15 protein-coding genes and 1 pseudogene are annotated in these 14,189 nt (G+C 41.5%); 1 reads left to right on the top strand and 15 read right to left on the bottom strand.

Translation table 11 applies throughout. From position 1 onward, the window contains the following. The first annotated feature begins 113 nt into the window (after positions 1–113). A complete protein-coding gene (locus N8M16_RS09715; protein WP_261070113.1) occupies positions 114–1,082 on the top strand; it encodes an NAD(P)/FAD-dependent oxidoreductase in 969 nt (322 codons plus the stop codon). Positions 1,083–1,504: 422 nt separating this feature from the next. Here the strand turns inward: N8M16_RS09715 and whiA are convergent, their stop codons facing one another. The 15 genes and pseudogenes from whiA to N8M16_RS09640 all read right to left on the bottom strand — a co-directional run. Then, positions 1,505–2,416 carry a DNA-binding protein WhiA gene (whiA, locus tag N8M16_RS09710; RefSeq protein WP_261070112.1) on the bottom strand — a complete coding sequence of 304 codons (912 nt, stop codon included), beginning with the start codon at positions 2,414–2,416 and terminating at the stop codon, positions 1,505–1,507. Beyond that, on the bottom strand, positions 2,413–3,390 hold the full coding sequence (locus N8M16_RS09705) for a YvcK family protein (protein WP_001231075.1): 978 nt from the start codon (positions 3,388–3,390) through the stop codon (positions 2,413–2,415). Before N8M16_RS09705 ends, whiA begins: the two co-directional genes overlap by 4 nt. Continuing rightward, positions 3,387–4,277 carry an RNase adapter RapZ gene (rapZ, locus tag N8M16_RS09700; protein ID WP_000163055.1) on the bottom strand — a complete coding sequence of 297 codons (891 nt, stop codon included), beginning with the start codon at positions 4,275–4,277 and terminating at the stop codon, positions 3,387–3,389. The genes N8M16_RS09705 and rapZ overlap by 4 nt, the downstream gene beginning before the upstream one ends. Before the next feature lie 51 nt (positions 4,278–4,328). After that, complete coding sequence (locus tag N8M16_RS09695; RefSeq protein ID WP_001140420.1) at positions 4,329–4,709, bottom strand: RidA family protein; 381 nt, start codon at positions 4,707–4,709, stop codon at positions 4,329–4,331. 10 nt (positions 4,710–4,719) lie between these two features. Beyond that, positions 4,720–5,307: a ribosome biogenesis GTP-binding protein YihA/YsxC gene (gene yihA / locus N8M16_RS09690; protein WP_000422605.1), complete on the bottom strand. Its 588-nt coding sequence runs from the start codon at positions 5,305–5,307 to the stop codon at positions 4,720–4,722. Positions 5,308–5,315: 8 nt separating this feature from the next. After that, a complete protein-coding gene (gene clpX, locus N8M16_RS09685; protein ID WP_012972566.1) occupies positions 5,316–6,548 on the bottom strand; it encodes an ATP-dependent Clp protease ATP-binding subunit ClpX in 1,233 nt (410 codons plus the stop codon). Positions 6,549–6,584: 36 nt separating this feature from the next. After that, complete coding sequence (locus N8M16_RS09680) at positions 6,585–6,755, bottom strand: hypothetical protein (RefSeq protein WP_000442260.1); 171 nt, start codon at positions 6,753–6,755, stop codon at positions 6,585–6,587. Further along, entirely contained in the window at positions 6,755–7,261 is a 507-nt protein-coding gene (locus N8M16_RS09675; protein ID WP_050244174.1) for a dihydrofolate reductase, read from the bottom strand. The genes N8M16_RS09680 and N8M16_RS09675 overlap by 1 nt, the downstream gene beginning before the upstream one ends. A 131-nt stretch (positions 7,262–7,392) precedes the next feature. Beyond that, positions 7,393–7,911: a Dps family protein gene (locus N8M16_RS09670; protein WP_000229881.1), complete on the bottom strand. Its 519-nt coding sequence runs from the start codon at positions 7,909–7,911 to the stop codon at positions 7,393–7,395. 183 nt (positions 7,912–8,094) lie between these two features. Beyond that, positions 8,095–9,664, bottom strand: a pseudogene (gene lytC / locus N8M16_RS09665) (choline binding-anchored murein hydrolase LytC). A 33-nt stretch (positions 9,665–9,697) separates the two neighbouring features. Further along, positions 9,698–10,456 (bottom strand): triose-phosphate isomerase, encoded by a 759-nt coding sequence (tpiA, locus tag N8M16_RS09660; RefSeq protein ID WP_005589685.1) that lies wholly within the window; start codon positions 10,454–10,456, stop codon positions 9,698–9,700. 97 nt (positions 10,457–10,553) lie between these two features. Next, positions 10,554–11,231, bottom strand: a complete 678-nt coding sequence (locus N8M16_RS09655; protein ID WP_261070111.1) for a DnaD domain-containing protein — start codon at positions 11,229–11,231, stop codon at positions 10,554–10,556. 8 nt (positions 11,232–11,239) lie between these two features. After that, on the bottom strand, positions 11,240–12,184 hold the full coding sequence (metA, locus tag N8M16_RS09650; protein ID WP_261070110.1) for a homoserine O-acetyltransferase MetA: 945 nt from the start codon (positions 12,182–12,184) through the stop codon (positions 11,240–11,242). A 380-nt stretch (positions 12,185–12,564) separates the two neighbouring features. Next, positions 12,565–13,077, bottom strand: a complete 513-nt coding sequence (locus N8M16_RS09645; protein WP_001049318.1) for an adenine phosphoribosyltransferase — start codon at positions 13,075–13,077, stop codon at positions 12,565–12,567. 203 nt (positions 13,078–13,280) lie between these two features. Then, positions 13,281–14,189, bottom strand: a 909-nt coding sequence (locus N8M16_RS09640; RefSeq protein WP_261070109.1) for a MucBP domain-containing protein, incomplete at its 5' end; no start/stop codon positions are given.

Here is a 14,189-nt window from a genome sequence, read left to right as displayed (position 1 = left end):
CGTTCCTTTCTATTATACCATTTTTCTGACATTTTTTTCCCTATCCTACTTCATTTTAAATTAAAGAAAAAATATGATAAAATAAACTGACTAGAAAAAACAAAGGAGAAACCATGTCTCAACTCTATGATATTACCATTGTAGGTGGTGGTCCTGTCGGGCTTTTTGCGGCCTTCTATGCCCACCTACGCCAAGCCAAGGTCCAAATCATCGACTCTCTTCCCCAACTAGGTGGACAACCTGCTATTCTCTATCCTGAAAAGGAAATTTTAGACGTCCCAGGTTTCCCAAACCTGACTGGAGAAGAGTTGACTAACCGTCTAATCGAGCAATTAAATGGCTTTGATACCCCTATTCATCTCAACGAAACGGTTCTTGAGATTGAAAAACAAGAAGAAGGATTTGTCATCACAACTTCTAAAGGAAGTCACCTGACTAAAACAGTTATGATTGCTATGGGTGGCGGCGCCTTCAAACCACGTCCTCTAGAACTAGAAGGCGTTGAGGATTATGAAAATATCCACTACCACGTTTCCAACATCCAGCAATATGCTGATAAGAAAGTGACGATTCTGGGTGGTGGGGACTCAGCTGTTGATTGGGCTTTGGCTTTTGAAAAAATCGCACCAACTACCCTTGTCCACCGCAGAGATAATTTCCGCGCCTTGGAACACAGTGTCCAAGCCTTACAGGAATCATCTGTGACCATCAAGACACCATTCGTCCCTAGCCAACTCCTTGGAGATGGAAAAACGCTCGATAAACTTGAAATCACAAAAGTCAAATCTGATGAAACAGAAACTATTGACCTAGACCACCTCTTTGTCAACTATGGTTTCAAATCTTCTGTTGGTAACCTTAAAAACTGGGGTCTGGACCTCAACCGCCACAAGATTATCGTCAACAGCAAGCAAGAATCTAGCCAAGCAGGTATCTATGCTATCGGTGACTGTTGCTACTATGACGGAAAAATTGACTTGATTGCGACAGGGCTTGGAGAAGCACCAACCGCTGTTAACAATGCCATCAACTACATTGACCCAGAGCAAAAAGTACAACCAAAACACTCTACTAGTTTATAAAAAAGAACCACGAGTCACATAGGATTCGTGGTTTTATAGTTCATCGGCTATCTTGTTAGCTAATATTTCCCCCTTCTTTAACAAAAATAAAAATGCCTATCAAACTGATAAAACATGTGATATAATAGGGGCGGCACTAACAATACGCCTTGGAAAAGGAGGTATTACAGATGCTAGAACTTCTCAAAATAGTACTTATCGCAGTCATCGAGAGTATCATCTCATGGCTGGTGACTCGTTGGTTAGACGATCACTTCGACAAGTAACCTTCCTGGTTAGTGCTATCTAACCCAGAAAAAAATCCCCTCGGTATTGCAGTACCGAGGGGATTTCTGTTAGCACTAAAATGCTAGAACTTCTCAATTCCCCTTTATTATCTCACATACTCTATTTAATTGTCAAGAAAGAGGTGTTTTATATCTTTATAACTCATCGGCTATCTTATTGATTTTTCTGAGTCTGTGGTTGACACCACTTTTGGTCAGAGGGCTGCTGAGGCTATCTGCTAACTGCTGGATAGAGTAGTCTGGGTGCTGAACCCGCAGCTGCGCTACTTCCTGCAAATCCACTGGCAGATTTTCTAAGCCCATAATATCTTTGATTTTGCTGATATTGTTGATAGTCTTCATGCTGGCAGAAACTGTCCGTGCGATATTAGCTGTCTCGGCATTATTGGCCCGATTGAGGTCATTACGAGTTTCCCGCAAAATCTTTACTCTCTCAAAATCATCACGCGCCTTCATGGCTCCGATGACTATCAAAAAGTCCATAATGTCTTCAGCTCGCTGGAGGTAGGTCACTGCCCCCTTCTTGCGCTCAAGCACCTTGGCATCCAGTAAAAATTGCTGGAGAAGCGAGGCAATCCCTTGCGCGTGATCCAAATAGACAGAACTGATTTCCAACTGGTACTTACCTGACTCAGGGTCACGAATGCTCCCATTTGCCAAGAAAGCGCCACAAAGATAAGCACGACCGGCTTCCTCGTCTGATAAAATCTCCTCGTCAATACCTGTTTCCAGGCCAAAGAAAGAGTCTGCCAAGTGCAAATCACTCAACAAGTCCTGCACCTTTTCATCTGTAAAAACGGTATAGACTCGATTCTTGCGAAGATTGCTCCGTTGGTGGTGGCGAATTTCCGATTTGATTTCGTAGAAATGGAGAAAGGACTCGTAGAGGTGACGAGCCAGTTTGGCATTTTCTGTCACAACTGACAAGGTCAAGCCCGAAGTCGAGAGACCGATACTGCCAGACATCTTGATAATGGCAGATAATTCATGCCGGCTCAGATGGTGCTGACCTAGAATTTCTTCTTTTACTGCTACTGTGAAACTCATTTTCTCACCTGTATAATCCGCATCAACTCGTCCACAATCAAATCTCCATCGTGGAAGGCACCACCATTCTCCAGACGAAGGAAGTTGGATGAAATCACACGCGGAACTTGCTTACAAAGACCAGCAAAATCATGTTCCACCTGCACCAAATATTCATCAAAACGGTTGGAATTCATGTATTCCTGAGGCACTTTTTCGATATTCACCAAGACAGTGTCGATAAAAGGTCGGCCAAGGTGACGATGCAAAACCTCCACGTGGTCACTATCTGTAAAATGTTCTGTCTCCCCACGTTGGGTCATGATATTGCAGACATAGGCGATTTCTGCCTTGGTTTCCAAAAGCGCCTGCCCGATCTCCTTAATCACGATATTAGGTAAAATAGAGGTAAATAGGGAACCAGGTCCGAGGACAATCATGTCACTTTCAAGAATGGTCTGCACCACTCGACGGCTAGCCAGAGGCGTATCATCATTGAGGGTATTGGTCACATAAACATGATCAATCATGCCTGGATGGTCTGCAATATGACTCTCTCCAGCCACTTCTGTCCCGTCCTGGAAGACTGCATGAAGGGTCAAGGGATGGTCACTGGAAGGATAAATCTTCCCAGTTGTGTGGAAAAATTTGCTTAGCAACTGCATGGCATTATAGGTCGAACCCTGCATTTCTGACAGGCCAGCGATAATGAGATTTCCCAATGGATGGCCAGCAAAGGCTCCCGCATCCTCAGAAAAGCGATACTGAAAGACTTTCTCATAGAACTTAGGCATATCCGACATGGCCACAAGGACATTACGAAGATCACCTGGCGGTGTCAATTGCTGCATATTTTTTCGGAGTTCACCTGATGAACCACCATCATCCGCCACCGTTACGATAGCAGCGATTTCCACATCTTTTTCCCGCAGACTTTTTAGAATGACAGGAATCCCAGTTCCTCCACCAATCACCGTTATCTTTGGTTTTCTCATGAACGGTTTACCGTTTCCTTTCTTCGGTCTTTGTCACGATGCCCTTCATTAACAGGCCAATTCTTGGATAAGTCCTGCGCCAAGCGTTTAGCAAAGGCCACACTACGGTGTTGCCCACCCGTACAACCCATGGCAATGGTCAAAACGGACTTCCCTTCCTTTTGGTAACTTGGCAAAATCGGCTCAATCAAGGCCAACAAATGTTGATAAAAATCTTCTGACTCAGGATGATTCATGACATAGTCATAAACTGGTTCATCCACACCCGTTTGGTTTCTCAGTTCTGGTAGGTAATAGGGATTTGGCAAGAAACGGACATCAAAAACCAAGTCTGCATCAATCGGAATTCCATATTTAAAGCCAAAAGACATGACTTCGATACGGAAAGACTGGGCTTGTTCCTGATCTGAAAACTGCTCTGCAAGGGTTTTGCGCAGCTCACGTGGAGTAAGTTCTGTCGTATCCACAACATTTTGACTCATATTTTTCAAAGGTGCCAAGAGTTCACGTTCCAACTTGATTCCGTCTAAAATCCGTCCATCTGCAGCTAGTGGGTGACTCCGTCTGGTTTCCTTGTAACGAGCGACCAATTCCTTATCAGCTGCATCCAAAAAGAGAATTTTAAAGTCCAGTTCTTCCTTGTTTTCCAACTCATCCAAAACAGCTTGAATCTCTGAAAAGAAAGAACGGCTACGCATATCTACTACCAAGGCCAACTTATGGTCGTCTTCCTTTGTTTCAACCAACTGCAAAAACTTAGGCAAGAGAGCTGGCGGCATATTATCAATAGTAAAATAACCTAAATCCTCGAAGGACTGAATGGCAACTGTTTTCCCTGCACCACTCATTCCTGTCACAATCACCAAGTGAAGTTGTTTCTTTGTCATCTTTTTCTCCTCATATCAAAAGAAGTTTGGCAACACCAAACTTCAACTAGCTTATCCAATCTCTGCGATGACTTCAATTTCGACTTTTACATCACGAGGAAGACGAGCTACCTCCACAGCTGAACGAGCTGGAAATTCCTCTTTAAAGGCCGTTTGGTAAACCTCGTTAAAAGGAACAAAGTCGTTCATATCACTCAAGAAACAAGTTGTTTTGACAACATGGTCAAAGTCAGTTCCTGCCTCTGCCAAAATAGCACCGATGTTTTTCAAGACTTGTTCTGTCTGTTCTTGGATCGTTTCTCCAACGATTTCCCCAGTTTCAGGAGATAGGGGAACTTGACCACTAGCAAACAAAAGGTTGCCAACGATTTTTCCTTGAACATATGGTCCAATAGCCTTTGGAGCTTTGTCTGTATGAATTGTTTTTGCCATTTTCTTTTCCTCACAATTTTTCTAAGATTGCATCCCAAGCTTCATCCATCCCTGCCTTGCTGACAGATGAAAAGAGGATAAAGTCGTCACTTGGGTCAAAGTTTAATTTCTTTTTGATTGCTGATTCGTGCTTGTTCCATTTACCACGAGGAATCTTGTCCGCCTTAGTTGCAACGATGATAACCGGAATCTCGTAATACTTGAGAAATTCGTACATCTGCACGTCATCTGCTGACGGGTCATGACGGAGGTCAACCAGACTGACCACTGCACGAAGATTTTCCCTAGTTGTCAGATATTCCTCAATCATGCGCCCCCACTTTTCACGTTCCTTTTTAGAAACGCGGGCATAACCATAACCAGGTACATCCACAAAACGCATCTTGTCATCAATGTTAAAGAAGTTTAGGAGCTGGGTTTTACCAGGTTTACCTGATGTTCGGGCTAGATTCTTGCGGTTCAGCATGGTGTTGATAAAGCTAGACTTGCCAACATTGGAACGCCCTGCTAAGGCAATCTCTGGTAGTTCATCCTGCGGATAGTGGGATTTATTAGCCGCACTGAGCAAGATTTCAGCATTGTGTGTATTAAGTTCCATAGTCACCTCTAGGCTGTTTCTAGGATTGGTTTATCCGTTCCATCGACAGCTTCTTTTGTGATGCGAACCAATTTCACATTTTCCTGACTCGGTACTTCAAACATGACATCTAGCATGGTTTCTTCGATGATGGAGCGAAGACCACGCGCCCCAGTCTTCCGTTCGATGGCCTTATTGGCAATCTCTTGAAGGGCTTCGTCATCAAATTCCAACTCAACATCATCATAGGAAAGCAAGGTTTGGTATTGTTTGACCAAGGCATTTCTTGGCTCTTTCAAGATACGAACCAAGTCATCGACCGTCAATTGCTCAAGAGCCGCAAAGACAGGCAAGCGTCCAATCAACTCTGGAATAATACCGAATTTTTGAATATCTTCAGCAATGATTTCTTGCATGTAAGAGCTATTTTCATCAATCGCCTTGTTATTTTGACCAAAACCGATGACTTTTTCACCCAGACGTTGTTTGACAATTTCTTCAATACCATCAAAGGCACCACCCACGATAAAGAGGATATTTTTAGTATCCACTTGAATCATCTCTTGTTGTGGATGTTTACGTCCACCTTGAGGCGGCACGCTAGCAACGGTTCCCTCGATAATCTTGAGAAGGGCTTGTTGCACCCCTTCACCAGAAACATCACGTGTGATAGACACGTTCTCACTCTTCTTGGCAATCTTGTCAATTTCATCCACATAAATAATGCCACGCTCTGCACGTTCAATGTTAAAGTCAGCAGCCTGCAATAGTTTGAGAAGGATGTTTTCCACGTCCTCACCTACATAACCAGCCTCAGTAAGAGCTGTCGCATCCGCAATCGCAAAAGGTACATTCAAGCTCTTAGCCAAGGTCTGAGCAAGGAAAGTTTTCCCTGAACCAGTTGGGCCAATCATCAAGATGTTTGACTTCTGCAAATCCACATCTTCTGACTCTTCACGCGTATCGTGGAAATTGATGCGTTTGTAGTGGTTGTAAACTGCCACTGCCAAGGCACGTTTGGCACGATCTTGACCAATTACATAGTGGTTCAAGATATGGAGGAGTTCGATTGGTTTTGGAACTTCAGACAAGTCTGCCAAGACTTCCTCAGCCAACTCCTCCCGAATGATTTCCTGGGCTAACTCCACACATTCATTACAGATAAAGGCGTTGTTACCTGCGATTATTTTTTGTACTTCTTCTTGGCTTTTGCCACAAAATGAGCAATAAACCATCATATCATTATTCCTATTTGTAGGCATGATTTCCTTCCGTTCTATTCTATACTGTCATTCTATCTAAAATAAGGTCATGTAAAAAGCATGGATACTATTGACCAAATTGGTAAAGGCATTTAACCAGAGCAGGACAGAAAGTCCATAGCGCTTTTTACGAAAAGCCTGTGCCCCTGCAAGCAAGCAGACCAAACACAGCATGGCTGTGAAAAAACCAAATATACTACGTTCCATTAGACTTCCTTTCTCTTGCGGTATTGGATGGTAAAATCATAAGGATTTTTCTCATCTTTGGTATAGGATTTGCTTGAAACCGTCTCAAAAATAGACAGGTCAAACTCTTCAGGGAAATAGGTATCTCCTTCCACCCGAGCATGAATGTGAGTCACAATCACTTCGTCAAGGTAGGGTTCAAAAGCTTGAAAAATTTGCTTTCCACCTAAAATATAAAGATTCTTATCTTGAGCCTGATACCAGTCCAAGACAGACTGAACATCATAAAAAGTAGCAACCCCGTCTATCTTTTCTTCAGAATTACGCGTCAAAATCAAGGTTTCCCGTTTGGGAAGCAAGCGACGCCCCATTCCATCAAAGGTCACACGCCCCATCAAGATAGCATGATTCAGAGTTGTTTCTTTGAAGTGTTGCAGTTCTGCTGGTAAATGCCAAGGCAGACGATTGTCCTTCCCAATCACACCCTCTTCATCCTGGGCCCAAATAGCTACGATTTTCTTAGTCATGCTTCCATCCTTTTTACTGATAGTACTATTTTATCAAAAAACTCAAAAAAAGACTGGTTTGGAATAGCTTACAGAATAGAAAAAAATCCGTAAGAGGCATCCTACAGATTTTTATATGATTATTCTATTTCTTACAAACCAGGTGCTTGTCCAAGTTCTGCTGCAAGCATCCAGATTGTTTTATCAGTTTCAGTTTTAGCATCTGCAAAGATACCGTTTGTCACATCGTCACCTTCTTCATCAGTGACATCCAAACCTTTTTGGAAAAGTTCTGACAAGTAACGGTAGATAGCAAGGACACGTTCCAAGCTTTCTTCAACATTACGGTATTCACCAGCTTCTTCTTCGATTTCACTGTTTTGAAGGAATTCTGTCAATGTAGAGAATGGGCTACCACCAAGTGTAATCAAGCGTTCGCTGATTTCATCCAATTGACCATCAAGAGCTTCCATGTACTCATCCATTTTTGGATGCCATACAAGAAAACCACGGCCACGCATGTACCAGTGTACTTGGTGCAAAGCCACATGGGCCACATACAAATCAGCAACAGCTTGGTTCAATACTTCCTTTGTTTTTGCCAATGCTACTGGCGCTGCTTTTGTCAATGATGTTACGTCTTTTACTGCTTCTTTTTTCAATTCTACCATTTTATTTTACCTCATTCATTATTATTTGTAACCACTTCTTACTGGTTACTCCCTTAGTATACTACTAAGGAAAACCAATAGCAAGAAAAGTGTACTATCTGAGAAAAGTTGTAATAGACTGATAATTTAAGAATTTGAATAAAAAGAGTATACACTCTTTGTACACTCTTTTTGCTTTATAATTTAATACCAAACACTGACGTCAACACGACCACGAATTCCTTTTAAGTATTCAGATGAAGTATATTGCCATCCTTTTTCACCTGAGTAGTGAGGATTATTCCAATCAAGCGCATCCGTATAGGCTGCTACCCAGTTAACGTGTTGCAAAATATCAGGATGATTCAAACGAGTTTGCAAAAGTTGACGATAGCTATAAACTTTCACATTTTGATAACCAGCCTGCTTCATTGTTGCCATATACTTATTGATGATTTTGACCCAGATTCCAGTATCACTTGGAGCTCTCTTGGTTTTATTGACATACTCCCAGTTTTCCACATCATAGTAGATTGGGTAAGATAAGTTCATCTTGTATTTCTTCAAAAGCTCAATGGTCTGCTTGGCATCATTCTCAGCATCTGTTTCATTTTCTGCATAGGTGTAAAGATAGACACCATAAGGAATACCCAAACGATTAAGCTCTTGAATATTATAAGCCAGTTCCTTATCTTCTACACCGCTATAACCTAAACGAACAATAACTCCATCTACTCCATTATCGTCGATGACTTTTTTCCAGTCACTGATACGACCATTGTGCTCACTGACATCGATGACCTTTTTAACTTGATCAGTCCCAACTTGTTCTTCACGATGATTAAAGAAATAACGTCTGCCATTTCGGTGAACCCAGCCAACATTCAAGTCTTTCTTTTCTTTTAACTCACCTGAGTCAGAAAAAATATAGCGAGCATCATCCATGACTAATTCACCAGTCGCCATAGCACCACTTCCTGTCAAATAGTAGTTACCCTGCCACTCATCTTTAGCCATGTAACCCCACTTCTTGAAATAGTACCACTTGCCGTCTACCTTTTGCCACTCTTGATTTGCATAAGAACCATCGGACTTGAGATAGAAGTAAGACGAATAGGCTGGATCATAGAGCCATTCATTTTGCATCATGGCACCTTGACCATTTAGGAAATAACTTCCCTGCCATTGACTTTTAGCTAAATAGCCCCATTTCTTAAAATAGTACCATTTACCTCCAACAGAATGCCATTCCTGGTTAGCATAAGAACCGTCAGCCTTGAGGTAGAACCAGCTCTTATAATGATTATCGTAAACCCATTCATTCTTGGCCATATAGCCACCCGATTTGAGGTAGTAATTGCCCTGCCACTCATTTTGAGCATAACGACCGTCTGACTTAATATAAAACCAAGCCTTATAGTAGTTATCAAAAATCCACTCACTCTTAGCTTTTGAGCCATCTGCCTTCACATAGAAGTCGCCTTCCCAGTGTGCCGATGAGGAAGTTGGTTTACTTTCCGCTTTTTGACTACTAGCTCTCGTCTCTTTAGCTTCTTCCTTTTTCTCTGCCTGTTGACTAGAAGAAACCTCAACCTTTTTCTCTGCCTTACTAGAAGAAGTCTGGATGCCACTTCCTTCCGAAGATGCTTTCACTTCAGGTTCATTTGCAGCAACATGACTAACTGCCAATCCTAGTAAAAAGATACTTGCTAATCCAATTTTTCCAATCTTTGTTTTCAATCTTTCCTCTCCTATAAAAAAGTGGAACAGACATCTGAATGCTGTTCCACCTAGCTTTTGCTACTGATTATTTTACAAAGTCAAGCAAAGCCAAGAAGCTTTCTGCTTCAAGTGACGCACCACCTACAAGGGCACCGTCAACGTCTGGGCAAGCCATGTATGAAGCAACGTTTTCAGGTTTAACAGAACCACCGTATTGAACACGAACTTTATCTGCAACTTCTTGACCGAAGTCAGCAGCTACAACGTCACGAACAACTTTACACATTTTTTGTGCGTCGTCTTGTGAAGCTGATTTACCAGTACCGATAGCCCAGATTGGCTCGTAAGCGATAACTGATGCAGCAACTTGTTCAGCAGTCAATCCAGCCAATGCAGCAGATACTTGAGCACCTACGAATTCAGCAGCTTTACCAGCTTCGTAAGTTTCAAGTGACTCACCACAACAGATGATTGGAAGCATACCGTTTGCAAAGATTGCTTTTGCTTTTTTGTTGATATCTTCGTCAGTTTCATGGAAGTAGTCACGGCGTTCTGAGTGACCGATAACAACGTAGTCAGTACCGATTTCTTTCAAAACTTGTGGGCTAGTTTCACCAGTGAAAGCACCTGCATTTTCAAAGTAGCAGTTTTGAGCAGCAACTTTAAGGTTTGAACCTTTTGCAGCAGCAAGAACAGTTGTCAAATCAACTGCAGGAGCTGCGATACCTGCTTCAACAAGGTCTGATGAAGGAAGTTTTGATGCAACTGCTTCAACGAATGCTTTAGCTTCTTCTGGATTTTTGTTCATTTTCCAGTTACCAGCGATAAATGGTTTACGTGACATTTCACATACCTCTTTTTTCAATTTATTTTCTACTTATTTTATCACAATTATACACAGCTTGCAAATCTTACTCGGATTTCAAGCCTGCTTGCATAGATTAATCCTTCCAAAGATCCATAGCATTTCTAAAATCTGCAGATACCTGCGTCAACTGAGGATTGCTTGCTTCTCTTTCTGCCCGCTTAGCCTCAATTTGAGCCACACTTTTGATACCTTCATGGCGCCAATTTCTCAAAATCGCCTGAATGTACTTCCAGTTTGCTTTTCCATTCAAAACAGCTTCACGAAGAGCTTCCTTAATCAAATCAGCACTGGTTCCATCTTCCTTAAGGGTCTTGGTCAAATCCTCAATCTCAAAAGGCGTCAACAAGCGTCCCAACTCCTGCTGGAAGGTCTCTACCAAATCCTTGAGCTGGTTTTGAGGTGTCAACTGGTCTGAACTCGAAGTAGTAGCTCCAAGCAGGTCATCCAAACGTTCCAAGGCTAGACTAGCATCAAAAAGCAATTCAATTTCACCATTTAATTCGATAGTTCGATACTGAAGGAGTCCTCTCTCCGTCAGATTGGAAATAGCTTGATTGACATCTGAAATTTCCTTGCCAATCCTGTCAGCAATCTGGCTTGGTGACATTTCTTCCAAACCTGTCGTATTTTGCAAATAGAAAAATTGCCAGACCAGAAAATCATCGCTAGAAGGAAAGAGTTCCTTAAAATGCAAGAGCAGGGCACTCGGTAAAACCAAGTTCCCTGATTTAAAAGCGTCTAAATATGTCATAATTCCTCTTATAAATACCCATATGCAGATGCATCATCTTCTATCTTTCTCCAGTCAAAAGGCGTCTCCTGATAGACCGCATAATTCACCCAATTACTGAAAAAGAGGGCTGCTGATGAAGACCAACAAAGACAAGGTGTCTGGTTGACATCGTCATCCTTAAAGTAATTTTCTGGAATATGAGGATCCAAACCTGCATCACGATCTCGGAAATATTCATTTGCCAAGGTATCTCGGTCATACTCCAAATGCCCAAAACTATAAATTTCTCGTAAATCACGACTAGCCAAAATTGAAACCCCAACCTGAGGTCCTTCCGATAAAATCTCTAGATTGGTTTTGTTTAAAATTTCTTCCTTAGAAATCTCCGTATGCCGTGAATGAGGGGATACGTAGCTATCGTCAAAACCTCTAAAGAGAAGGTGCCCTTCTTTTAAAGTATCTTGAGGATAGATACCCGATAACTTACTGTCCATCTGGTATTTTTCAACCCCATAGCGGAGATAAAGCCCAGCCTGAGCACCCCAACAGATGTGAAGGGTCGAATAGACATGTGTCTTGGACCACTCGATAACCCGACTGAATTCCTCCCAATAGTCCACTTCCTCAAATGGTAAATGCTCAACTGGAGCACCCGTGATAATCATCCCATCAAAATACTCATCCTTAACTTCTGGAAAAGTTTTGTAGAAGGTCTCCATGTGTTCCGAACGAGTTGTTTTAGAACGATGGCTCTCCATATAGAGGAAATCAATATCCAGTTGTAGAGGCGTATTAGCCAAATGGCGCAACAACTGGGTCTCTGTCACCATTTTTTTTGGCATAAGATTTAAAATCAAAATCTTCAAAGGACGGATATCTTGGTGTGCAGCACGTTGATCATCCATGACAAAGATATTCTCTGTCCGTAAAATCTCAACAGCTGGTAATTTTTTATCAATTCGAATCGGCATAACCCTCTCCTAACTGTACTCTTTCAGGAATAATTTCATATGTTTGAAACTCTTCGAAAATCTCTTCAAACCGCGTCAACGTTGCCTTACCGTACGTATATGTTACTGACTTCGTCAGTTCTATCTGCAACCTCAAAACAGTGTTTTGAGCTGACTTCGTCAGTTTTATCTGCAACCTCAAAGCTGTACTTTGAGCAGCTTACGGCTAGTTTCCTAGTTTGCTCTTTGATTTTCATTGAGTATGAAACTAAAACTCAAACACTTAGTCCTTTTATTATACTGCAAGAAGATATAGTTTTCAATTATAGTTTTTCTCTAACCAGCTATAGTCTATTTTTATATCCTAATGTAGAGAAAACAGCCCTAAGGACTGTTTTTCATTAATAATGCATCAAAACTTTGTAATCGTAGTCACCGATTTTTTCACGGCCATTCAATTCATCCAATTCAACAAGGAAAGCACAACCTGCCACAACACCACCAAGTTTTTCAATCATCTCGATGGTTGCCTTAACAGTTCCACCTGTCGCCAAGAGGTCATCTACGATAAGAACACGTTGACCTGGCTTGATGGCATCCGCATGCATAGTCAAGGTATCAACACCGTACTCTTTTTCATAGTCAGCAGAAATGACTTCGCGTGGCAATTTACCTGGCTTACGAACAGGTGCAAAACCAATTCCCAACTCAAAGGCAACTGGACAACCCACGATAAATCCACGAGCCTCAGGACCTACAATCATATCAATTTTCTTGTCAGTAGCATACTGAACAATTTCACGAACAGCGTAGCTATAAGCATTTCCATCAGCCATCAAAGGACTGATATCACGGAAGGTGATGCCTTCCTTAGGATAATTTTCAATTGTTGCAATATAATCTTTTAAATTCATCTTTTTCTTTCTTTCAAAGTTTTTACTCTCTATTATACCATATTTTCTCCGAAATATGAAAGTATAATCATTATTTACTCCCAAAGAGCCCGATTTCGCTACTCACTCTGTAGCCAGAATAGCCAAAAAACTGATGAATCATCCGATTCATCAGTTTTAAGGATAATCTGTTCATTTCAAACAAATCATGTCAATTAGAAAGATTAGTCTTCTTTCTTCTTGCGAGCTACAAGACCGAATCCGCTCAATACTCCGAGAAGTCCAAGTGCTGCTAGGCTAGCATTGTCTTCTGTACCAGTATTTGGCAATTCACGTTTACCTTCAGCTTCTTTCACTGCTGTTGGTTCTACTGGTTGTGCTGGAGTTGCTGGTACTTCTGGTTTAGCTGGCTGTTCAGGCATTGCTGGAGTTGCTGGCTCTACCGGTTGTACTGGTGTTGGAGATTGGATCTTACGGTAAACATTACGAACATTTCCATTTGCGTCTGTTTCCGTACGGACTAGTTCATAATTTTCTAATGATTTACCTGGATGTGAACCATTTTCATCAGGAATAATCAATTCACCATTTTCATCTACATAAGTTGTCAATACTTTGTATTCAAATGGAGTAGGTGTTGGAGTTGGTACCACAACTTTTTCGTAAACATGCTCGATATCTCCATTTGGAAGTTTCTTAGTTGTTACGAATTTGTATCCTGGGATATCTTTCTTAGGTTGGCTACCTTCTTCACTTGGTGAAACTGGCTTACCACTTTCATCTACGAATGATGTAGTTGTTTTAACTACCTTACGGTAAACGTGAGTTACATTACCATCTTTATCCGTTGTAGTCTTAACAAACTCATATTCTGGGATATCTTTCTTAGGTTGGTTACCTTCTTCACTTGGTGAAACTGGCTTACCACTTTCATCTACGAATGATGTAGTTGTTTTAACTTTTTCGTAGATGTGTTCTGTATCTCCATTTGGAAGTTTCTTAGTTTCTACAAATTTATAGCCTGGAATATCTTTCTTAGGATTTTCCCCTTCTTCCGTTGGATAATTTGGAATTTCTTTTCCTTCTTTATCCTTGAATGAAGTTGTGACTTTTTCGTAGACGTGTTCTGTGTC

The organism is Streptococcus mitis, assembly GCF_946188375.1.
Taxonomy (GTDB): Bacteria; Bacillota; Bacilli; order Lactobacillales; family Streptococcaceae; genus Streptococcus; species Streptococcus mitis_CX.
The sequence above is the reverse complement of the archived record's forward strand: the minus strand, read 5'-3'. Positions and strand labels throughout refer to the sequence as shown.